The following is a 22,643-nucleotide window of genomic DNA, read 5'->3' on the forward strand; positions in this document are numbered from 1 at the left end:
AGGATGCGATGGCGACCGCTACAGTCTCCGCAAGTGTCGACGCCAAGGTCAAGGCCGTGGCCAACGACTACATCAGGAAGGCCGGCCTCACCCCCAACGAGCTGATCCGCGATCTGTGGGAGAGCATCGCCAACACGGGGGTCGTCCCCGAGTTCGACGATTCGGGCGACATGCGCAGGCAGGCGCGACTGGCCGCCTTCAAGGACGCCCAGGACATCATCGCGAACCTGCCACGCGGCACCGAACTGGACACCATGACCTACGACGACATGCGCAAGGAGTTCGAGAACCGTGACATCTAGGCTCCTGTTCGACACGAACATCCTTGTGGACTACGCGGTCGCGAACCGGCCGGAACACGACCCCGCCACCGCCCTCATGGAACGGGTGGCAAAGTCCGAGGTCGCCGGATACGTGACCTCCGGTTCCCTGAAGGACTTCTACTACCTGTGCAGGAAGCCGCTGGGCGAGCCCGCGTGCAGACAGCTCATCCGTCATTTTCTGGTGCTGTTGGATGTTCTTCCCGTCGGTCAGCGGGAATGTGACGATTCCGCTTACTCCGACGAACCCGATTTCGAGGACGGTCTGATCCGCGCCGTCGCCGAACGCAATGACATCGATTTCATCATCACCCGCGATTCCGGGGCGTTCGCCCATTCATCGGTGAAGAGCATGACCGCCCGTCAGTACCTCGAACTGTTCCCCCGGTGAATCGCTGACGCTTAACCCAAAGCCGAGACGACACAGCCCATCAGTTCAGTCGTCTCGGCTTACACGGACAAGTCCGATCCCACGTTACCGTCACAGGGCGCCGCGGAAAGCCCGGGACTGCAAAGCGGCGAACAACTCATCATCCAAGGCCAGCGCCCGCTCGACCTTGACCCGAGCCGCCGCAATCGCCTCCACACGCCGAGCGAACTCTTTTTGCAACTCAATCGGCGGCAGGATCACCTTCAATTGACCAAGAATCTTCAAATTGATGTTCTTCTGCGCGGATTCAGGAGCTTGACGTTCAAGTATTTTCTGGAAGAACGTAAACCAAAAATGAATGAACAGATTATTGGTGCTTTCATTTGCAACAAACCCCACCACACTGTCCGGAAAACAAGCATCGAAATCAAGGATGGCTGTTTGAGCAATATTGGCAGCAATGGTGATGCACAAAGTTCCACGATGCCACATTCGACTCTGGGACAACCCCAATTCGGAGTAGGTCGACATGTAATCACGTATATATAGCTGGGCACGAGTAACGTCACCAGTCTGAATAAGCGGATAAGGACCGCCAAGCAACTCAGGGGCATTACGTGGACGAAACTTCGATACTCCACGCTCAACACTTCCCAATTCCGACAACAAAGCGTATTTCCACCCCTTGGAATTGGAAACTGGGTCACCAAACATCTCAGCAAAAAGCGAGCGCGGCAGCTCGTCAAGATCCGCAAGGACCCGACGGCGCTTGGTGCGAATGGCATCGGCCCGATCAAGCACAGCCACAATCCGTCTCTGCTCCTCCAACGATGGCAGAGGAATAGAAAACGAAAGCAGTACCTCCTCCTTGATTCTCTGCCTGTTCGTAATCCCCTTGCTATACTGCTGGATAGCGTACTGCAATCGACCAGAACGGAAAAAGTGCATCAGATAACTCTTGAGTACCTTCCGCTCATCAACCCGGAATACCGGAAAATCCTTACTCACAACAGCGCCATCAAGCTCACTAGGGACAATGGCGAATGCATTATTTCTAGCATCGATGCGAGAGTAAATCAGCTGCCCTTCATGAATCCGGTAACCTGTAAAAGCAACTGGAATTTTCCCGTCTTTGATGACGCGTTCCACAGCTCCACCACACTTAGTACGGACAGTCACAAACGTCTCATCGGCGGGATTATCAATACGCTCCGGTTCGGCATCGAGAGTCAGTAACTCCCCCAGCTTCACCATACGCGGCGCTTCTCCGTCACCGTTTCGCGACATATTTACCTTCATCTTCGAGGGCTTACTCATGGAATCAGTCATCGAATAACCCTTTCAATACCCACGAACCATTATTCCGCACCGTACATTTCTCAACCAACCGGACTACCCCTCAGTCCCGCTTCGCGGGCCAGCTCCCCTGACGAGGGGAGCCGAGAGAAAGCAACGAACTCTGACGGGATACCAACGCAACGAACCCACGCAACGAGTGTCGGGGCGGCGTATGCGATGCTCGACCGTAGGCTTGGCCGAACGGCCTTGAGTGTGTCGAGCAACGCATACGCCGTCCCGACACGACCAACACCGACACGGCCAACACCGACACGGCTGACGCCGAAGGAGGCCTCTCTCTCAGTCACGCTTCGCGCGACAGCTCCCTCATCAGAGGGAGCCGGAATCACACCCGTCACGAGAGCAGCTCCCGCAATGCCGCGACATCGGCCGCAATCCCGACATCAAGCGAGTCGATGTCGTCCAGGATCTCCGAGACCGACCGATGTTCCTCCTCCTCGTACTCGATCTCCTTGTACCGATTGAGGCTCAGGTCGTACTCCTGTCCGGCGATCTCCTCCTTCGGCACGCAGAACGACTGCTCCGTCCGCGCCCGGGATCGCTCGGACTCGTCGCGCCGGTGCGTCCAGCGTTCGAGCACGTCCGGCAGGTCGTTGGCCTCGATCGGAGAGCGCTTGTCGTCGAGGGAGTATCCGTCGGCGTGCACGTCGTAGAACCATACGTCGTCGGTGCCGCCGCCGTCGGTTTTGGTGAACACGAGGATCGCGGTGCTGACGCCGGCGTACGGTTTGAAGACGCCGGACGGCAGTTTGACGACCGCTTCGAGCTTCTGCTCCTCGACGAGCTCCTTGCGCAGTTTCTTGTGTGCGCCGGTCGAGCCGAACAGGACGCCTTCGGGCACGATGACGGCCGCGCGCCCGCCCGGTTCAAGCATGCGCAGGAAGTGCGCGAGGAACAGCAGCTCGGTTTTCTTGGTTTTCACCTGGCGCAGCAGTTTCGCGCTGGTCGTCTCGTAGTCGAGGCTGCCGGAGAACGGAGGGTTGGCGAGGATCAGCGAGTAGCGGCCTTCGTCCTCGTCGCCGGATGCGCTCAGCGAGTCCTTGTAGTGGACGTTGGGATCGTCGATGCCGTGCAGCATGAGGTTCATGCTGCCGATGCGCAGCATGGTGCGGTCGAAGTCGTAGCCGTGGAACATGTCGGTGGCGTACCGTTCGCGCAGCAGCGGGTCGCTGTATACCTCCGGGTGATGTTCGCGCACGTATTCGGCGGATGCGACGAGGAAGCCGCAGGTGCCGCACGCGGGATCGCAGATGGTGTCGCGAGGAGTCGGCGCCATCATCGCGACCATGAGTTGGATGATGTGTCGCGGCGTGCGGAACTGTCCGTTCACGCCGGAGCTGGAGAGTTTCGAAAGCAGGTATTCGTAGAGGTCGCCGTTCACGTCCGTGTTGGACATATCGATGTCAGAGAGCATGTCGACGGTTTTGGCGAGCAGCAGCGACGTGGGGATCGTGAATCGCGCATCCTTCATCTGCTCCGCGTAGGAGGATTCCGCGCCGCCCATCGTCCGCAGGAACGGGAACACCTGTTCGGAGATGATCTCGTACATGGTCTCCGGGTCCTTCTGCGAGAAGACGCTCCAGCGCAGGTTCCGCTGATCCTCGGTGAACACCGCGTGTTCGATCGGGCGGCGGAGCCGGCGCGCCTTGTTCTCCTCTCGCTGCTGGTTCATATCGAGTCGACGCATGAACAGCAGGTAGGTGATCTGCTCGATCACCTCGAGCGGGTTGGAGATGCCGCCGGACCAGAAGGCGTCCCAGACACGGTCGATTTTGTTGCGTACTTCGGAACCAAGCATGACATCCGATCATACCGGGACGGGGTGGCTGTGTCTGGTGGTTTACGGTTTACATCACTTTGACTACCCCTCAGTCCCGCTTCGCGGGCCAGCTCCCCTGACAAGGGGAGTCAGAAAAAGCCGACGTAGAGGAATCGTCGAATTTCGTCGTGGCGTTGCATGTCGCGGTGGGGTTTGCGTGAACAATGGGAGTCATGCCCACAGCCGTCATCATCGTCATTGCAGTCATCATCGGTGTCGCCATCCTCGTGGCGGCGGCCTTGGCGTACCGTTCGTACCGTCGTCAGCTGCTCGCCGAGAAGCTTGTCGAGCGCGACGACGATCAGGTGCATTACGCGTTCATCGTGAACCCATCCAAGCCGCAGGCCGAGGCGAGACGTCAGCATATCGAGGAGTTCTGCGCATCGAAGGGGCTGACGGAGGTCGAGTTCATCGACACGCAGCTGGACAAGGACGGCCGCGCGTGCGCGTTGGAGGCGCTGAGGCACGGCGCGGACGTGGTGATCGCGGTCGGCGGCGACGGCACGGTGCGGACGGTGGCCTCCGCCGTCTCGGGTACCGGTCACGCGCTGGGCATCGTGCCGATCGGCACAGGCAACCTGTTCGCCCGCAACATGGGCATTCCTGTGGACGACATCGACGCGGCGCTGACGGTGGCCACCTCGCATGGCTCGCGCACGGTGGATATGGGCAGGCTCACGCTGCTGGACCATCCGGAGGAGGATCACGGGCACGCGTTCCTTATTATCGCCGGCGTCGGCTTCGACGCGGCGATGATCGACGACACGGATCCCCAGCTCAAGAAGAACATCAGCTGGCTCGCCTACTTCGTGGGCGGCGTCAAGAACCTGTTCACACCGCGATATCACGCGAACGTGACGATCACCAGCCGCGACGGCAGTACCCATTCGACGCGCGGTCTCATCTTCCGCACGTTCATGGCCGGCAACTGCGGGCAGATCCCCGTGTTCTCGCTGATGCCGAACGCCTCGTACGACGACGGCCTGCTTGATTTCGAGATCATCGACACGACCGGCGGTATCCTCGGCTGGGCGAACCTGTTCGGCGACGTGGTGCATCAGACGATCACGGGCCGTGCGGAGCAGAATCCGCTGTCGACGAATTCGACGATCGACCAGATCCAGGGCGTGAGCGCCGAGCTGACGTTGGAGAAGCCGGCGCTGGCGCAGGTGGACGGCGATATGCTGCCCGAGACGCGTCACATCCGCTTCGATGTGGAGCGCAGGGCGCTGATCGTGCGCGTGCCGGAGGTGACGCCGGATCTGTCGGCGACGGGCACGATTCCGCCGGTGAAGTGAAAACGCTAGGAGGCAGTGACTCGGGCCACGTGGAGGGTCAGGTAGGCGATCTCGTCCTCGGTGAGCGTGGTGTCGAGACGCAGCTCGATGAGTGCGGCGATCCGTCGGGCGCAGTCGAACGCCTTCGGATAGGACTGGGTGATCGACGTGACGATCGCCTCGGGCTCGCGCTCGAGCTGGCTGTGCTGGTGGATGCGCACGAACAGGTAGCGCAGATGGGTGATGAATCGGCCGACGTTGACCGAATGCTCGTCGAGCTTGATGTCGTAGGCGCCTTCGATGACGGCGAGCAGCTGTTGGATGACGCCGGTCATCGCATACGTGTGGGAGAGGTCGCCGGTCGCGAATCCGGCGTTGACCAGATGGAGCGCGAACGCCACGGCCTCGCTGTCGGGTAGCGCCCCGTTAAGTCTGCGATTAAGGGAGACGAGCAGCTCCCGTCCCTGCGTGTATTCACGCTCGTAGAGGGAACTCACTTCTTCGCTCAATGGGTAGGCAACGGCCGGGATGCCGTTCCTGACGCGGCGCAGCACGCCGCATACGTGGTCGGCGAGCGCCATGACGAGCGTCGGATTCTGCGCCGCTTGGGCGCCGAGTCCGATCTCGTCCATGGCGTCGGAGACCAGTCTGATGATCTCGGGGGGAATGTCGCCCAGCAGCTGGGCCATGTGGTCGGGATCGCGACCGTCGGCGGGCACGAACACGCGTGCCACCTTGGTCGCGTCGACCTTCATGCCGGGTTTGGCCTTGAAGCCAAGGCCGCGCCCGGTGAGGATGACTTCGCGCCTCCCGTCCTTCGCCAGAACGACGTTGTTGTTGAAGACGCGAAGTACTTCCATGGCGTTCCTCCCGATCCCGGGACGAATCCCGGATTACTTCTCGATGGCGATGACCTCGTCGCCGGCCTTGACGTCCACATCCGTCTTCGGAGTGACCGCCGTGAGCATTGCGGTGTTGAGCACCGTCATCAGGGTGGTGGTGCTGTAACCGGCTGCCTTGACCTTATCAAAGTCGACGGTCACCAGCGTGTCACCGGCGTTGACGCGATCGCCCTTGGCGACGGCCACGGCGAAGCCCTCGCCGTTCATCTTGACCGTGTCGATGCCGACGTGGACGAGCACCTCGACGCCGTCATCGGTCTTGAGACCGAATGCGTGGCCGGTTTCGGCGACGGTCTGCAGGACGCCGGAGACCGGAGCCTTGACGATGGAGTCGGTCGGCTGGACGCCGACGCCCTCACCGAGGGCGCGGGAGGCGAACACCGGATCGCCGGCGTCGTCCAGGGAGACGACGTGGCCGTTGACCGGAGACAGAACAGCGGTGGTCGGCTCGCTCTGGGAGGCCGGAGCGGACGGGGCGGCTTCGGCAGCAGGAGCGGCCGGAGCGGCGACCGGGGCCGGGGCGGCGGCGGACTCGACGGAGCCCTCATCGGACTTGGCGGCGACCGCGGCGGCGGCGACGCGGGCCTTGACCTCGGCCTTCTGCTCCGGGGTGCGGTAGTCGAAGGTGATGATCAGGACCATGGAGGTGATGAACGCGGCGGCGATGGCGATGGCGTAGACCCACATCTGGTCGAAGACCGGGATGGTCAGCAGGGAGGTGAAGGCGAACGCGGTGGTGGTCACGCCGTGGACGGTCTCGCCGGAGGCGATGGTGGACGGGAACAGCCATCCGAGGACGGCGATCACGACACCGCCGACGCCACAGCCGACGAGCATACGGGAGTAGATGAGCTTGTAGCGCAGGTGGATGCCGTAGAGGCTCGGCTCGGAGACGCCACCGAGCAGGCCGGCCGCAAGCGCACCGATCGAGGTCTGGCGCATCTGGTCGTCCTTGTCACGGATGGAGAGGAACAGCACGCCGGCGGTGGCGCCGAAGCAGGCGAAGTTCCACGTACCCATCGGGCCCTGGATGAAGTCGTAGCCCATCGACTGGATGTTCATGAGCATGAGGGCGTTGAGCGGCCAGTGCAGGCCGAGCGGCACGAGGAACGGGTAGAGCAGCGGGATCGCGATGGCGAAGATGAAGGGGGCGTGGCCGTTCATCCAGGCGAGGCCGACACCGAGGCCGTTGCCGACCCACACGCCCAGCGGGCCGATGAGGAAGGCGGTCAGGGCGCCGACGATGATCATGGAGAAGAACGGCAGGAAGACCAGCTGGATGCTCTCGGGGATGACCCTCTTCATGCCGTGGTAGACGAGGGCCAGCACGGCGGCCATCATGAGCGGCACGAACACGTTGCCGGAGTAGTCGGACAGCTGCATCGGCAGGCCGAAGACGGTCGCGGTGCAGGAGGAGGTGCCGAGGGTCTCGTTGGTGATGCACTGCACGGCGTCGCCCCACGTCTTGGTGTCGGACAGCGCGGTGAACTGCGGGGTCATCAGCGCGGCCATGATGGCGCCGCCCAGCCACGGGTCGACCTTGAGCTTCTTGGCGGCGTTGTAGGCGACCATGATGGGCAGGAAGTAGAACACGCCCTTCCACAGCGCCTTGATGAACATGAGGCCGGTGTTCGCCTCGTCGTTCGGGATCACGCCGATCGAGATGAACAGGTTGACCAGCGCGATGATGATGGACGCGCCGAGCAGGACGCCCAGGATCGGGCGGAAGGAGTCGGCCAGGTACTCGAAGAAGTTGTCGAGCCACGCGACCTTGCCGCGCACGCCCTCGTTGCGCTTGGCGGCCTTGAGCTCGGCATCGCTCATCTCGCCGTCGGCGGCGTCGGCGTCGACGCTGCCGGCGCCGACGCCCGCCATCTCGGGCAGGTGCATGATCTCGTCGTACACGGTGGCCACCTGACCGCCGATGACGACCTGATAACGATTACCGGACTGCGGCACACCGCCGAGCACGACCTTGTTGGCATCGAGCGAGGCCTGATCGACCTTGCCGTTGTCCTTCAACTCGAAACGCAGTCGAGTGGCGCAGTGCGTCAGCGACTTGACGTTGGAGGCGCCGCCGACGGCGGTGATGATCGCCTTGACATCGTCCTGATGCGACATCGGATTCTCCATTTCCTACTGTTCTTCCATCTGTTTCTAGTCACCTTGCGTGATCGTCATCGACCCCAGATAACAGAAAAGACCCGAGACAAGAACCATATGGAGCCGTGGAGCGAATACACCTACGGCAGGTCCATGTCTCAGGTCTTGCCTCGAAATCTTGAGTAGCAACCCTGCTAAGGAAACTGACGGAGGTCAGTGTACCATGCCTCCAAATATCGAGCAAACGTTTACTGATCGCCGCGTGTCGCAGCACGACACGCGGCGACTGTCCGCCCTCACGGCGATCCTTCGATATACGCACGGACGATTCGACGATGCCCGGATGCCTCATCATACCGCCCTTTGCGTCACTCCGGCGACATACCGCCATTATCCCGTCCACGCAATTCAACATCCATTCACTCACATTTCAGAACAATTGAGCACAAAATGTTACTCACCGTACATGTCGGACGCCGTAGAATGGAGGCATGGTAGCTAACAATGCGGGCAAGCCCGCCACCCCAGCAGATCTGATCAACGTCGATGAGGTCATCGGCAAGTACTATGACCTCGTCCCCGACCCGTCCGTTCCGGAGCAGCGTGTCATCTTCGGCACCTCCGGCCACCGCGGTTCGTCCCTGAAGACCTCGTTCAACGAGGCCCACATCGTCGCCATCTCCCAGGCCATCGCCGAATACCGCAAGAAGGCCGGCGTCACCGGCCCGCTGTACCTCGGCTCCGACACCCACGCCCTGAGCGAGCCGGCCCGCAAGACCGCCATCGAGGTGCTCGTCGCCAACGGCGTGCACGTGCGCGTCGACTCCCGCGGCGACTTCGTGCCGACGCCGGTCGTCTCCCAGGCCATCCTGACGCACAACCGTGCGGCCGACGGCACCCAGCGCTTCGAAGGCGAGGGTCTGGCCGACGGCATCGTCGTCACCCCGTCGCACAACCCGCCCACCGACGGCGGCTTCAAGTACGACCCGGTCACCGGCGGCCCGGCCCCGGCCGAGACCACCAACGCGATCGCCGCCCGCGCCAACGAGCTGCTCGCCGACTACAAGAACGTCAAGCGCGTGCCGTACGAGGAGGCCATCAAGTCCGAGTACGTCGAGCCCTTCGACTTCCGTGAGCACTACGTCGCCGACCTCGGCAACGTCATCGACTTCGACGTGATCCGCTCCTCCGGCGTGCGTCTCGGCATCGACCCGCTCGGCGGCGCGTCCGTCAACTACTGGCCGCTCATCAACGAGAAGTACGGCCTCACGATCGGCGTCGTGCGCCCCGAGGTCGACCCGACCTGGCGCTTCATGACCATCGACCACGACGGCAAGATCCGCATGGACCCGTCCTCGCCGTACGCGATGAAGGGCCTTGTCGACGAGCTCAACGCCGGCGCGTGGGACAAGTACGATCTCGTCGGCGGCACCGACCCGGATGCCGACCGTCACGGCATCGTGTGCCCCGACTGGGGTGTCATGAACCCGAACCACTACATCGCCGTGTGCGTCGAGTACCTGTTCGGCGGCAACCGTCCGGGCTGGCCCGAGGGCGCCGCAGTCGGCAAGACGCTGGTCTCCTCCTCCCTGATCGACCGCGTGGCCGCGTCGATCAACGCGAAGGTCATGGAGGTCCCGGTCGGCTTCAAGTGGTTCGTCGACCCGCTGTTCAAGGGCGAGGTCGCGTTCGGCGGCGAGGAGAGCTCCGGCATGTCCTTCCTGCGCAAGGACGGCCGCATCTGGACCACCGACAAGGACGGTCTCATCCCCGACCTGCTCGCCGCGGAGATCACCGCGAAGACCGGCAAGAACCCTGCCGAGCTGCACAAGGATCAGGTGGCCCGCTTCGGCGAGTCCTGGTACAAGCGCGTCGACACCCCGACCACGCTCGAGCAGAAGCAGAAGTTCGGCAAGCTCACCGGCGACGATGTCACCGCCACGCAGCTCGCGGGCGAGGACATCACCGCCAAGCTCACCGAGGCGCCGGGCAACCACGCCAAGATCGGCGGCCTGAAGGTCACCACGAAGGACAACTGGTTCGCCGCCCGTCCTTCCGGCACCGAGAACATCTACAAGGTCTACGCCGAGTCCTTCGAGAGCCCGGAGGCCCTCGACAAGGTCCTCGCCGAGGCCGAGGTCGTCGTCGACAAGGCGCTGGCCGAGTGATTCGGTGCTAGCCGCTAGTCGACACATCGATTAGACAAGGGGATTCCCGCGGAACGTGGCTTCCGCGGGAATCCCCTTTTGTATGGTGGTGGGCATGGTTAAGAAGATTGTGGTGTCCACCGATGGATCGGCCTTGGGCAACCCGAACGGGCCGATGGGATGGGCGTGGGCGGACCATGACACGCACGCCGGAGACGGCCGCATTCCCGGCCATGAGCACGATTCAAAAGGGTACGACGCCGGCGGTGCCACGAACGGCACGAACCAGATCGGCGAGCTGTGCGCGGTGCTGATGGTGCTGCGCGCGCATCCCGGGCCCGAACCGCTGCTCATCGAATCGGACTCGCAGTATGCGATCAACTGCTCAACCAAATGGCTCAAGGGCTGGAAGAAGAACGGCTGGAGGAACTCCCAGAAGCAGCCGGTGAAGAACGTCGAGGTCATCAAGGCCATCGACGCCGAGATCGCCAAGCGTCCGGGACCCGTTGATTTCAAATGGGTCAAGGGACACGCCGGCAATGCCGGCAACGAGCTCGTGGACCAACTGGCGAGGTCATACGCACAACAGTGCCGTAACGGCTCCCAGGACGGTTATCTGCCGTTGGAGGGCTGGCAGTCGCTGCTCAACTCGCCATATGCGAAGGGCACCGACGTACCGCCGGACGCACAGCTGCTGCTGGATCGCGCCGCCCAGGCCGCAGGACCGCAGCCGGAACAGGGATCGATGCTAGCGCACAGCACGACGACGGGCGAACTCGAGCCGGAACCCGACGCGATCCCCGATGCCGGAATCGGTTCGAAGACCAGGACGCGGACCGGCAAAAGCGCTACGAAACACACCGCGACCACGAAACGCACCTCGAAACACGATACGAGCAAGAGGAAGGCATCCACCGAGGAGCCGATCCCCGACCGCGACGGCGCGACGGGACTGCCCCGCAACCCTCGTGCGGCGGACACCTCGACGCGCGCAACGGCCGCCACCCCGCAGCCGTCCGCACAGCCCGCACAGCCCGCGCAGCCCGCACAGCCCGCGCAGCCCGCACAGCCCGTACAGCCCGCGCAGCCGGTGAACACGCCGGTCCCGAGCGGGCTGAAGGTCTCGGGGGCGGTGCGCTTCTCCCCCGCGCCGAAGACCAGCCCGTACTTCACCGGCGAGAGCATGCACGTACGCGGCTACATCGCGGTGGACGGATTCGTCGACGGCGACGGCAACCTCACCATCACCGACGCGGACTTCCTGCGCTAAACGACGGATCCCATCCGACGAAGCTGAACAGCCGGCGAACACGAGTGGACACGACCGCACACAATCTCCCACCCGCGTTAGGATGGAAGCGGACTTTCAACAGGTCAGGAAAGGAATCACCACCATGGATAAGGCACAGCAGGACGCCCTGAAGAAGGCCGCCGGCATCGAGGCCGCCAAGCTCGTCGAGAACGGCATGATCGCCGGCCTCGGCACCGGTTCGACCGTCAAGTTCCTCGTGGACGAGCTCGGCCGCCGCGTTCAGGAGGAGGGCCTTCAGTTCACCGGCGTGACGACCTCCCGCCGCACCCAGGCCCAGGCCGAAAGCTACGGCATCAAGATCGTCGACATCGATGACGTGGACCACATCGACGTGACCATCGACGGCGCCGACGAGGTCGACAAGAACTTCAACGGCATCAAGGGCGGCGGCGCGGCCCTCCTGTGGGAGAAGATCGTGGCCACCAACTCCAACAAGATCGTGTGGATCGTCGACGAGTCCAAGGTCGTCGACACCATCGGCAAGTTCCCGCTGCCGGTCGAGGTCATCCCCTTCGGCGCCGGCCACGTCGTCAAGAAGTTCGAGGCCAAGGGCTACAAGCCGGTGCTGCGTCTCGACGCCGACGGCAAGGAGGTGCGCACCGACGAGAACAACTTCGTCGTGGATCTGCATCTGGAGCGCATCGACCACCCGTTCGATCTGGCCGAGGACCTCATCAACACGGTGGGCGTCGTCGAGCACGGCCTGTTCCTCAACATGGTCGACACCGTCATCGTCGGCGATCCGAACGGCCCGCGCGTGCTGACCAACTCCAACAAGTGATCGCATCGTAGATCGCGGATATTCACGAAGGACGGGTCCTCTCCCCTTGGGCGCAACCCATGGGAGAGGACCCGTCCTTCGTAGTACGTACCAAGTCAAGACGATCACACCGATTCGGTGCGTATGACGCATATAAGACGCATATAAGAAAAACCCCGGAACCTTGCGGTTCACGGGGTTTTCACGCCTTGAAAGCAGGTAAGACTACTTACGCTGGTGGCGGGTCTTACGCAGCAGTTTGCGGTGCTTCTTCTTGCTCATCCGCTTGCGGCGCTTCTTGATGACGGAACCCATCTGAAGCCTCCATTCCGATTAATCGTAAAAGTTGCAACTCGCACGAGTATACACATGATCTCGGACGATGCCACCCGCAACGGTCACCAAAGGTTCATCGAACGTCCATACACGCGTCCGCACATGAGGGGTCTCGACGCCTGTCTTCGACCGGCACCATCCAGGGACGGCCACGCGTTGCGCGGTCTACAGGGCTCGAGGAGCCTACAGCGGGAACTTCTGGTAGAACCGCTGCACCGAGGACTTCGCGCCGGTGGCTTGGAACACCACCGTGTCGTTGCGCCACACGGCCGTGGCCTGAGCGCCGTCCTCCGCGCCGCCCTTGACGACGTAGTCGCCGGTGGAGCTTCCCTGCACCTTGACCGATCCGGAGGCGATCGTCTTGCCGCCCAGCGCCTTGGCGAGCGCATCATACTGCGTCTTCGCGGGCGTGGACGTGCTCCACTGCGCCACGACCAGCGTGACGTTCTCGGTCTTCTTGCCGGTCGAATAGGTGAGCGTGTACTCCTCGAGCGGCGAGGAGGAGCTCCATGTGGTCGAATCCTCGGCCTTGGTGCGCGCGAAGTTCAGCACGCTGTCCGGCATGGCCTTGAGCAGTTCGGTCGCGTCCGACGGCAATGCCTCGGCCTTGATGCTCGGCGTGGTCGGCTCCGCGCTCTGGGATTGATCTGCCTTCGGCGCGACGTCCTTGTTGAGCGCCCATCCGGGCCATACGAATGCGGACAGGAACGCCAGGATGATCGCCACGACCGCCGCCACGACGACGGCGAACAGTCTGGCGTGCGATCCACTCGATGGGACACGTGCATTCCTGCCGGATTGCGGACGGTTTTTCGGACGGATACTCGACTTCGACATGACTCCGATTGTGGCACATCCGCCTGACGCGTCGCCTGCTATCACACGCTGTCGCTTCGCGGCGTTAGCGTCGGAATATGGCAAAAACGAATGTGCATTACCTGTGTTCCGAATGCGGGTGGACCGGCGCGAAATGGTTCGGCAAATGCCCCGAGTGCGGGCAATGGGGCACCATCGACGAATTCCATGAGGCACGCCCCGCGGCGTCGACGCGCACCTCGGCCGCCCGCCGCGCATCGGGCGCCGCGGGAGCCGCAACGGGCAGCGGCGCGGACGGGCGCGTGTCCCGTACGCGGTCCGTCACGGTGGCGGCCGGAGCCGCCCGTCCGATCACCGAGATCGGCACCGACGACGTGACGCGCATCCCCACGGGATTCTTGGAATTCGACCGCGTTCTCGGCGGGGGCATCGTCCCCGGTTCGGTGGTGCTGGTGGCCGGCGAGCCTGGAATCGGCAAGTCGACGCTGCTGCTGGAGACCGCCGGCAACATCGCCAGAGCGCATGCGGCGGATGGCGGACGGGTGCTGTACGTGTCCGGAGAGGAATCGCAGGGACAGGTGCGGCTGCGCGCCTCCCGCATCAACGCGGTCGAGCCGAATCTGCTGCTCGCCGCCACGACGGACCTCGCCACCGTGCTGGGACTGATCGAACAGGAGCGCCCGACGCTGGCGATCGTCGATTCGGCGCAGACGATCGTCTCGCAGGACGTCGACGGCATCTCCGGCGGGTCCACGCAGGTGCGCGAGGTGGCGAGCGCCCTGATCGACGTGGCCAAGACCCTGGACGTGCCGGTGCTGCTCGTCGGACACGTCACGAAGGACGGTTCAATCGCCGGTCCTCGTACGTTGGAGCATCTGGTGGACGTGGTCTGCCAGTTCGAGGGCGATGCGGAGACGGCGCTCAGGATGCTGCGCGCGGTGAAGAACCGTTTCGGTCCGACCGACGAGGTCGGCTGCTTCGATATGAGCGGCGAGGGCATCGAGGAGGTGACCGACCCGGCGGGGCTGTTCCTGTCCACTGCGGCGGGGGTCGAGTCGGCGGATACCGAGTCGGCGGACGATGCGCAGGCCGACGCCCCTGTGGAGGGCACCTGCGTGACGTTCACACTGGACGGCCACCGCTCCCTGCCGATCGAGATCCAGTCGCTGGTGACGAACTCGGTGCTGCCGACGCCGCGCCGCGCCGTCAACGGCGTGGACGCCAATCGCATCGCGATGCTGGTGGCGGTGCTGTACCGTCACGGACGGGTGAATCTGCTGTCGAACGATCTGTATGTTTCGACGATCGCCGGCGGGTTGGCGAAGGAACCTGCCTGTGACCTCGCGATCGTGGCCGCGTTGGCGAGCGCCGCGAAGCATGCGCCGATCGCCCGCACGACCTGCGCGATCGGCGAGATCTCGCTGACCGGTCAGGTGCGGCCCGCGCCGCGGCTCGAGTACCGTCTGCGCGAGGCGGCGCGATTGGGCTTCACGACGGCCGTGACGCCCCGGCTACGCAAGCACGTGGCGATTCCGGGGCTCACGATCGTGCAGGTGTCGTCGCTCAAGGCGGCATTGGACGCGCTGCTGTAGCGCTTCGCCGCTGTCGCTGTGCGGTTCGCCGTCAGGCGAGGATCCGCTTCGTCTCCTCGACGTTGCGCTTCAGTTCGGCCGTGAGCTCGTCGACGCCGTCGAACCTGACCTGGGGACGCAGGAATCCGGCGAATTCGACGCGCACGGTGTGTCCGTAGAGCTCCAGCCAGTCGTCGGTGATCGCATATGCTTCGACGACCCGCTCGTTGAGGCCCGTCTTCTCGCTGAACGTGGGCTTGGTGCCGATGGAGATCGCGGCGGGCCAGCGGTTGCCGCCGTCGACGAGCCATCCGGCGTACACGCCGTCGACCGGCAGGTATCCGATGACGTCCTCGGAGAGGTTCGCCGTCGGGAAGCCGATCGTTCGTCCGCGCTCCTCGCCGTGGACGACGACGCCGGTGACGGCGTGGAGACGTCCGAGGATCGCGTTCGCATCCTTGATACGGCCATGACCGAGCAGGTAGCGCACGTTGCTGGAGCTCCACGCGCGCGTGGCCCTGGCCTGGTTCCGCTTGCTCCACGCGCGTCGTTCGGCCTTGCTCATCAAGGCGAGCGGGTCGGCGGGCTCGCCCCACTCCCCCGGCATTTCAGGCTTCCAGCCCAGCGGGATGCGCACCTCGCCGGGGCCGCGGTCGTCGACCACGTCGAGTTCGAACACGCCGGTCGCGGCCGCGAGGTTCTCGATCGACTTGACGTCGCCCTTGCGTCCGGCGCCCATGGCGGCGTCGGAACCGAGCACGAGCGTGCGCATGCCGAGCTTGCCGGTGAGCTGGCCGAGGAAGAAGATGTACGATTTCGCGGCGAACGCCATCGTGTATCGCACGACGAGCGTGTGTTCGACGCCGAGTTCCTCCAGCGTCTTCAGTCGATCGTCCACACCGTTGAGGGCGTTCGCGTCGATGATGCCCTCGCCGGGCTCCTTGCCGTCATGCGCGGCGGTCCAGCGATGCACGAACGCGGGACGCGGATCAAAGAGAATGACGATGGAGAACGCGTCATGCCGGTGGGCGAGCTCGACCACGCGGCGGATGACTGCCTGATGTCCCAGATGCATGCCGTCGAACGCGCCCAGCGTGACCACGGCGCGCTTGTCGTTGTCGAAGGCGGGCCATGCGACGTCGCCATTCTCGTCTGGGGTCAGATACGTGATGTTCATTGCCATGGTCGTTCCTCGGGGATTCCAGTGTTTTCAAGGGGTCGGGGATATTCCGCGCGATTCCCCGGCGCCGTCCGCGTCCACTTTAGCAGTACTGGTGGCTCGCGGTCGGGCGGGTTATGCGGGCGATTATGCGGGGGCTATATGGGGGTTCAGCGGCTATTCGGTGGGGAAGACGACGCTCGGCTTGATCTGGTGCGCGTTGGCCCGCTCGACGATCGCCACGACGTCGTCCTGCGCCTGCGACCCGGGCAGTGTCTCGGACTGCTGATCGGACGTGCCTGCCGTGGCCGGGACGATGGCGGCCGCCTGCATGACGTCCTTGGCGAGCCGGCGTTCGAGACGACGTCCGAACCGCAGTTCGCGCGCCTCGGCGTCGTCGATCTCGATGACGGGCATCGCACCGCGTGCGGCATCGCCCATGGGAACGGCCCGGGCGAGAAGCCAGTCGGCCCGTTCCTCGCCGGACAGCTCTTCGGGCGCGTCCAGCACGCATCGGGCGCGGGTGATTGTCTCTCCCTCGCGATTGGTGAAGGTTCTCTGCTCGGCGTGCGCGGTGATCGCCTGCACCGTGGTGCCGAGTCCGGAACGGTCGTCGGGTAGGCAGAACCGTCCGACGCGCGTGCGACGCAGGCGTGTCAGATGACCGCCGACGCCGAGCGTCTCGCCCAGATCACGTGCCAGCGCGCGGATGTACGTGCCCGACGAGCAGCTGACGCGCACGTCCACGTCGATGACCGGGATCGTCGCGTCGGCCTCGTCCACGGCAACCAGCGGGGCGCCGGCGAGCACGGACGACGTGCGCCCGATCCTCACGTCCAGCACCGAGAACTCGGCGATGTGCACGGGGCGCGACCTGAGTTCGACGTCCCTGCCTTCGCGGGCGAGATCGTATGCGCGTTTGCCGTTGATCTTGATGGCGGAGAAGGTGTTCGGTACCTGCTCGATGTCGCCGAGGAACCGCTCGGCGATGGTGCGTTCGATCAGGCCCCGCCAGGCCCTTGCGGTCGGGAACACGGCGGCCTGCGCCGAATCACCCGAATCACCCGTTTCATCCGTTTCCGTCTCCGGCCCGGCGACTCGCTCGGACAGCGCCGCCCATTGCGCGGACGCCTCGGGATCGATGATCGTCTCTCCTTCGGCGTCGTCGGTGGTGGTGCGCATGCCGAGACGGATCGTCGCCTCGTAGGTCTTGTCATGTTCGACGATGTACTGGAGCAGACGCGTGGCACGACCGAATCCGATGACCAGCATGCCGGTGGCCATTGGATCAAGCGTGCCGGCGTGTCCGACCTTCTTCGTGTGCAGGGCGCCACGCACGGCGGCGACCGCGTCGAAGCTGGTCACGCCCAGCGGCTTGTCGACGATGAGCAGACCGTCACTCACGCGCGGCCACCGTCCGCGTCGTCCGTGCTGTCCGCATCGTCCGCGGATTCGTCGGTCTCGTCGGTCTCGTCAAAATCGTCGAAATCGTCGAAATCGTCGTCGTCACCGAAGCCGTCGTCGTCACCGAAGCCGTCGGACGCATCGTCCGCAGGCTCGTCGTCGTGCTTGTACGGATCCGCGTCGCCGGCGTACTGGGCGTTCGCGCGGGCGCGGGCGAGATCCTCGTCGCGCTTGCGGGCCAGAGCGAGGATGTCCTCGATCTCGTGGGCCTCGCCGGGCACCTCGTCGAAGACGAACTGCAGCTGCGGGGTCAGGCGCAGGCCAGCCTTGTGGCCGACGAGCGTGCGCAGATGGCCCTTGGCCTGATCGAGGGCCTGCTGAGCGCGCTTGCGCTCGCCCTGCTCGCGGCCCTCGTGTCCGTACTGGGTCCAGTAGACCTTGGCGATCTGCAGATCGTTGGTCACGCGGACCTCGGTGATGGTGATGTTCGACAGTCGCTTGTCATGCAGCTCACGTTCGATCGACGAGGCGATGACACGCTGGATCAGGGCCGCGATCCTCGCGGCGCGGGGGTTGGATCCTGCCATGGAAGTTCCTTTCAAACGGCCGAAGCCCCCTCGAGTGGAGGGGGCCATCGGCTGGGACGGAAAACCGGTTTCCGATTACCTGTGCGCGTACCTGTGTGCGCGCTTACTTGCGCTCGATCTCGCGCATCTCGAAGGTCTCGATGATGTCGCCGATCTCGATGTCGTTGAAGGAGCCGAGGTTGATACCGGCCTCGTAGCCTTCCTTGACCGACTGAACGTCGTCCTTGAAACGACGCAGCGAGGAGATCTCCAGATCGTTGACCGTGGCGACGCCGTTGCGCAGAATACGGCACTTCGTACCGCGCTTGACCTCGCCGTCCTGCACCATGACGCCGGCGATGTTGCCGAACTTGGAGGAGCGGAAGATCTCGCGGATCTCGGAGTGGGAGGTGACGACCTCCTCGTATTCCGGCTTGAGCATGCCCTTGAGGGCGGCCTCGATGTCCTCGATGGCCTTGTAGATGATCGAGTAGTACTTGATCTCCACGCCCTCGCGGTCGGCGAGGTCCTGCACCTGACGGTTCGGACGCACGTTGAAGCCGATGATGACGGCCTTGTCGACCGTGGCGAGGTTGACGTCGTTCTGGGTGATCGCGCCGACGCCGCGGTGGATGACCTGGATGCCGACCTCATCGGACACCTCGATCTTCATCAGGGAGTCCTCAAGCGCCTCGACGGAGCCGGAGGAATCGCCCTTGATGACGATGTTGAGCATATCCACCTCGGACTTGGCGAACTGCTCCTTGAGGGACTCGAGGGAGACGATCTTGCGGCGCTTGGCCAGCTGAGCGGCACGCTCGGTGGCCTGACGCTTCTCGGCGATCTGACGCGCGGTACGGTCGTCCGGAGCCACCAGGAACAGGTCGCCTGCGGTCGGCACGGAGGTCAGACCCAGCACCTGGACCGGCGTGGACGGAGCGGCCTCCTCCATGTGCTTGCCGTTCTCGTCGAGCATGGCGCGCACACGGCCGTAGGACGTGCCGGCCACGATCGCGTCGCCCACGTGCAGGGTGCCCTGCTGGACGAGTACGGTGGCCACGGCGCCGCGGCCCTTGTCGAGCCTGGCCTCGATGGTCGCGCCGCGCGCGTCCATGTTCGGGTTCGCGCGCAGATCGAGATCCGCGTCGGCGGTGAGCAGCACCGCCTCGAGGAGCTTGTCCACGTTGATGTTCTGCTTGGCCGAGATGTCGACGAACATCGTGTTGCCGCCGTACTCCTCCGGCACCAGACCGAACTCGGTGAGCTGGCCGCGCACCTTCTCGGGGTTCGCACCCGGCTTATCGATCTTGTTGACCGCCACGACGATCGGCACCTTGGCCGCCTGCGCGTGGTTGATGGCCTCGACGGTCTGCGGCATCACGCCGTCATCGGCCGCGACCACGAGGATCGCGACGTCGGTGAGCTCGGCACCACGGGCACGCATGGCGGTGAACGCCTCATGGCCAGGGGTATCGAGGAACGTGATCTTGCGACGCTCGCCCTCCAGCGTGACCGTCACCTGGTAGGCGCCGATGCGCTGGGTGATGCCGCCGGCCTCGCCCTCGATGACGTTGGTCTTGCGGATGGTGTCCAGCAGTCGGGTCTTACCATGATCGACATGGCCCATGACGGTGACGACCGGCGGACGGGGCTTGAGATCCTCGTCCTCCTGCAGCTCCTCGCCGTCCAGATCGATGTCGAACTGCTGGAGCAGCTCCTTGTCCTCCTCCTCGGCGGAGACGATCTGGATGTTCCAGCCGATCTCCTCGCCCAGGATCTGGAACGTGGACTCGTCCAGGGACTGCGTGGCCGTGGCCATCTCGCCGAGATGGAACATCACGGTCACGAGGGCCGCCGGATTGACGTCGATCTTCTCCGCCAGATCGGCCAGGGACGCGCCCTGACGCAGACGGATGGTCTGGCCGTTGCCGCGCGGGATACGCACGCCGCCGATGGTCGGCGCTTTGATCTCCTCGTACTCGCGGCGCTTCGCCAGCCTGTTCTTACGGGCCTTGGAGCTCTTGCCGCCCTGACGGCCGAACGCGCCTGCAGCGCCGCCGCGACCGCCACGACCGCCGCGCGCGGGACCGCTGTTGCCACTGCTCGGACCGTTGTTCTGGAAGCCGCCGCCCTGACCCGGACGGAAGCCGCCGTGCTGCGCGCCCGCACCCTGCTGGCCGCCGCCCTGACCCGGACGGTTGTGCCCCCACTGGCCCGGACGTGCGCCCTGTGCACCAGCGCCGCCCTGACCGGGACGGCCGTTGCGGAAACCGCCGCGCTGGCCCTGACCGCCACGTCCACGGCCGCCGCCGCGGTTGTCGTTCACGGTCGGACGAGCCATCGGGTGCGGACGCGGGATGTCGCCCGGAGTCGGGGTGTGCATGCCCTGCTTGCGGCTGAACGGGTTGTTACCCGGACGCGGCCCCGGCGTATGCGGAGTCGGCGCGGACGGGGTGGCGGAGGTGTGCTGGCCACCGGCCGGGTTCTGACCCTGACCGTTCTGGCCGCCGCGATGATCGCCCTGAGGACGTGCACCCGGACGGGACGGACGGCCCTGCATCGGGGAACGACGACCGCGATCCTGACGATCGCGACGATCCTGACGCTCTCCGCGCTCACCGCGCTCACCGCGCTCCTGGCGGTCACGACGCTGTCCGGACTGCTGCTCATGCTGCTGGCCGGGACGGGCCGGACGCGGACCGGGACGGGCGCCGGGGGTCGGCGTCGCATACTGACGGTTCTCCCCGCCGGCGTGTGCGGCGGGGGACGGACCCGGCATCGGAGCCGGGGACGGTGCTGCCGGCTTCGGCGCAGCATCGTGCGTATGCGAATTATCGTGCGGGGCGTGCGGCGCAGGAGCTGCCGGCCTGGAGGGCCTCGGACCCGGGGTCGCGGGACGCGCGCCCTGACCCTGCTTGCCGCCCTTGTCGCCGTGACCATTCTGGTCGGCGAAGGCGGACTTCAATTTGCGAACCACCGGAGGTTCGACGGTGGAGGAGGCGGACTTGACGAACTCCCCCATATCCTTGAGCTTCTCCAGCACGGTCTTGCTGTCGACGCCAAGGGCCTTGGCAATTTCATAAACGCGTGGTTTCGCCACTACTTGTTCTCCTTATCGTGACCACGCGCCGGCGCGGTCAAATCTCGATGACGGCGAGCCTGTTCATCGTACGACCATGATTGTGAATTCCTCATTCTTCGGCCGGGCATGCTTGCGCCCGGCATACCGCAACAAGCATACTCAGTACGCTGGATGTGCCACGCCCGGCGATTGCGTCGTCGGGCCTGGTCATGTATTCGGATCAGTCGGCCTTTTCGGCGGCGACCTTCCTGGCATGGGCCTCTGCGGACTCGATGCCGATCTTCCAGCCGGTGAGCTTGGCGGCAAGACGGGCGTTCTGCCCTTCCCTGCCGATGGCGAGGGAGAGCTGGTCGTCGTGGATGAAGGCGATGGCCGTCTTGTTTTTCTCGCTGATGACCTGCACGCCGGTCGCCACTGCGGGCGAGAGAGCGGATGCGACGAACTTGGCCGGATCCTCGGAGTAGTCGACGATATCGATCTTCTCCGGGCCGAGGTTCTCCATCACCGCACGCACTCGCGCGCCTCCCGGTCCGATGAGCGCGCCCTTGGGGTTCACTCCATCGGTGTTGGCCTTCACCGCGATCTTCGTGCGGGCGCCGGCCTCACGGGCGATCGCCATGATCGACACCGCACCGGACGCCAGCTCCGGGACCTCACGCTCGAACAGGCAACGCACCAGATCCGGGTGGGAACGGGAGACAACGACCTCCGGCCCCCTCACGCCGCGACCGACGTTCACGACGAACACGCGCAGACGCTCGCCGTGACGGTACCGTTCGCCGGGCACCTGCTCACGACGCGGCAACAGGGCCTCGACGTCGCCCACGGCGATATGCACGTTGGACGGGTCCTTCACATCCTGCTGGACGATGCCCGTGATGAGCTTGCCCTTCTGATCGGCGAAGGCACCGAGCACGCGCTCGTCCTCCGCATGGCGGAACAGCTGGGACAGCACCTGACGGGCGGTGGAGGCAGCGAGACGTCCAAAGTCCTTCGGCGTGTCATCGTACTCCTCGCCGATCGTCGGGGCCGGATGCGGATCGTCCTCGGTGGGCGTGCCCGGAATCTCGTCCGCCGCCCAGATGGTGAGGGTGCCGGCACGCTCGTCAAGTTCGACGCGGGCGTGCTTGGCCGCATGCGGGGTCTTGAGATACGCGAGTCGGAGCGCCTCCGAAAGAGCGGCATCAAGCGTTTCCGCATCGATGTTCTGCTCCGCTGCGAGCTTGTGGATTGACGTCAGGTCCAGTTCCATTTCGCAAGACCTCCCTTAAGTTATTACGGCTTGTCGCGACGATTGGCCCGTCTTCGGCCGATATGGTCATAGTCGGTGTTTACTCTAC

The 22,643-nt window shown here is 64.4% G+C and carries 18 protein-coding genes; 7 read left to right on the forward strand and 11 right to left on the reverse strand.

From position 1 onward, the window contains the following. Positions 1-8 precede the first annotated feature (8 nt). Both EMB92_RS04690 and EMB92_RS04695 read left to right on the forward strand, forming a co-directional pair. Entirely contained in the window at positions 9-302 is a 294-nt protein-coding gene (locus tag EMB92_RS04690) for a type II toxin-antitoxin system RelB/DinJ family antitoxin (RefSeq protein WP_150393967.1), read from the forward strand. Beyond that, positions 292-711, forward strand: a complete 420-nt coding sequence (locus tag EMB92_RS04695; protein WP_150393968.1) for a type II toxin-antitoxin system VapC family toxin — start codon at positions 292-294, stop codon at positions 709-711. Before EMB92_RS04690 ends, EMB92_RS04695 begins: the two co-directional genes overlap by 11 nt. Before the next feature lie 90 nt (positions 712-801). On the opposite strand, the gene EMB92_RS04700 is transcribed toward EMB92_RS04695, so the two are convergent. Next, positions 802-2,019, reverse strand: coding sequence for a restriction endonuclease subunit S (locus EMB92_RS04700; RefSeq protein ID WP_150393969.1), 1,218 nt, complete (start codon positions 2,017-2,019; stop codon positions 802-804). A 364-nt stretch (positions 2,020-2,383) separates the two neighbouring features. Next, positions 2,384-3,847 carry a type I restriction-modification system subunit M gene (locus EMB92_RS04705; RefSeq protein WP_150393970.1) on the reverse strand — a complete coding sequence of 488 codons (1,464 nt, stop codon included), beginning with the start codon at positions 3,845-3,847 and terminating at the stop codon, positions 2,384-2,386. Between the two features lie 194 nt (positions 3,848-4,041). On the opposite strand from EMB92_RS04705, the gene EMB92_RS04710 reads away from it, so the two are divergent. Continuing rightward, on the forward strand, positions 4,042-5,166 hold the full coding sequence (locus EMB92_RS04710; RefSeq protein ID WP_190973559.1) for a diacylglycerol/lipid kinase family protein: 1,125 nt from the start codon (positions 4,042-4,044) through the stop codon (positions 5,164-5,166). 5 nt (positions 5,167-5,171) lie between these two features. Here EMB92_RS04710 and EMB92_RS04715 read toward each other — a convergent pair whose 3' ends face one another. Continuing rightward, positions 5,172-6,005, reverse strand: a complete 834-nt coding sequence (locus EMB92_RS04715) for a PRD domain-containing protein (RefSeq protein ID WP_150393972.1) — start codon at positions 6,003-6,005, stop codon at positions 5,172-5,174. Positions 6,006-6,038: 33 nt separating this feature from the next. Further along, complete coding sequence (locus EMB92_RS04720; protein ID WP_150393973.1) at positions 6,039-8,168, reverse strand: glucose PTS transporter subunit IIA; 2,130 nt, start codon at positions 8,166-8,168, stop codon at positions 6,039-6,041. Between the two features lie 473 nt (positions 8,169-8,641). On the opposite strand from EMB92_RS04720, the gene pgm reads away from it, so the two are divergent. From pgm to rpiA, 3 genes are all read left to right on the forward strand, one after another. Further along, positions 8,642-10,318, forward strand: coding sequence for a phosphoglucomutase (alpha-D-glucose-1,6-bisphosphate-dependent) (pgm, locus tag EMB92_RS04725; protein ID WP_150393974.1), 1,677 nt, complete (start codon positions 8,642-8,644; stop codon positions 10,316-10,318). Between the two features lie 94 nt (positions 10,319-10,412). Next, a complete protein-coding gene (locus tag EMB92_RS04730) occupies positions 10,413-11,567 on the forward strand; it encodes a ribonuclease H family protein (RefSeq protein WP_190973560.1) in 1,155 nt (384 codons plus the stop codon). A gap of 124 nt (positions 11,568-11,691) precedes the next feature. Further along, on the forward strand, positions 11,692-12,390 hold the full coding sequence (rpiA, locus tag EMB92_RS04735) for a ribose-5-phosphate isomerase RpiA (RefSeq protein ID WP_043164454.1): 699 nt from the start codon (positions 11,692-11,694) through the stop codon (positions 12,388-12,390). Positions 12,391-12,594: 204 nt separating this feature from the next. On the opposite strand, the gene EMB92_RS04740 is transcribed toward rpiA, so the two are convergent. Further along, positions 12,595-12,684 (reverse strand): 30S ribosomal protein bS22, encoded by a 90-nt coding sequence (locus EMB92_RS04740; protein ID WP_004268639.1) that lies wholly within the window; start codon positions 12,682-12,684, stop codon positions 12,595-12,597. A gap of 204 nt (positions 12,685-12,888) precedes the next feature. Continuing rightward, positions 12,889-13,542 (reverse strand): hypothetical protein, encoded by a 654-nt coding sequence (locus EMB92_RS04745; protein ID WP_223847584.1) that lies wholly within the window; start codon positions 13,540-13,542, stop codon positions 12,889-12,891. A gap of 77 nt (positions 13,543-13,619) precedes the next feature. Between EMB92_RS04745 and radA the strand changes: the two genes are divergently transcribed. Then, the gene (radA, locus tag EMB92_RS04750; protein ID WP_150393976.1) at positions 13,620-15,113 is read left to right on the forward strand and encodes a DNA repair protein RadA; all 1,494 of its coding nucleotides are present in this window, start codon (positions 13,620-13,622) and stop codon (positions 15,111-15,113) included. A gap of 31 nt (positions 15,114-15,144) precedes the next feature. Here the strand turns inward: radA and ribF are convergent, their stop codons facing one another. The 5 genes from ribF to nusA form a co-directional block, all read right to left on the reverse strand. Next, positions 15,145-16,269, reverse strand: a complete 1,125-nt coding sequence (gene ribF, locus EMB92_RS04755; protein ID WP_150394281.1) for a bifunctional riboflavin kinase/FMN adenylyltransferase — start codon at positions 16,267-16,269, stop codon at positions 15,145-15,147. Between the two features lie 159 nt (positions 16,270-16,428). Next, complete coding sequence (locus tag EMB92_RS04760) at positions 16,429-17,655, reverse strand: tRNA pseudouridine synthase B (protein ID WP_223847585.1); 1,227 nt, start codon at positions 17,653-17,655, stop codon at positions 16,429-16,431. Next, positions 17,652-18,242 carry a 30S ribosome-binding factor RbfA gene (rbfA, locus tag EMB92_RS04765; RefSeq protein WP_150393977.1) on the reverse strand — a complete coding sequence of 197 codons (591 nt, stop codon included), beginning with the start codon at positions 18,240-18,242 and terminating at the stop codon, positions 17,652-17,654. The genes EMB92_RS04760 and rbfA overlap by 4 nt, the downstream gene beginning before the upstream one ends. A 103-nt stretch (positions 18,243-18,345) precedes the next feature. After that, on the reverse strand, positions 18,346-21,321 hold the full coding sequence (infB, locus tag EMB92_RS04770; RefSeq protein WP_150393978.1) for a translation initiation factor IF-2: 2,976 nt from the start codon (positions 21,319-21,321) through the stop codon (positions 18,346-18,348). A gap of 202 nt (positions 21,322-21,523) precedes the next feature. Further along, positions 21,524-22,555 (reverse strand): transcription termination factor NusA, encoded by a 1,032-nt coding sequence (nusA, locus tag EMB92_RS04775; protein WP_107043727.1) that lies wholly within the window; start codon positions 22,553-22,555, stop codon positions 21,524-21,526. Positions 22,556-22,643: the final 88 nt, after the last annotated feature.

Origin of the sequence: Bifidobacterium callitrichos (assembly GCF_008698085.1) — a bacterium.
Classification (GTDB): domain Bacteria; phylum Actinomycetota; class Actinomycetes; order Actinomycetales; family Bifidobacteriaceae; genus Bifidobacterium; species Bifidobacterium callitrichos.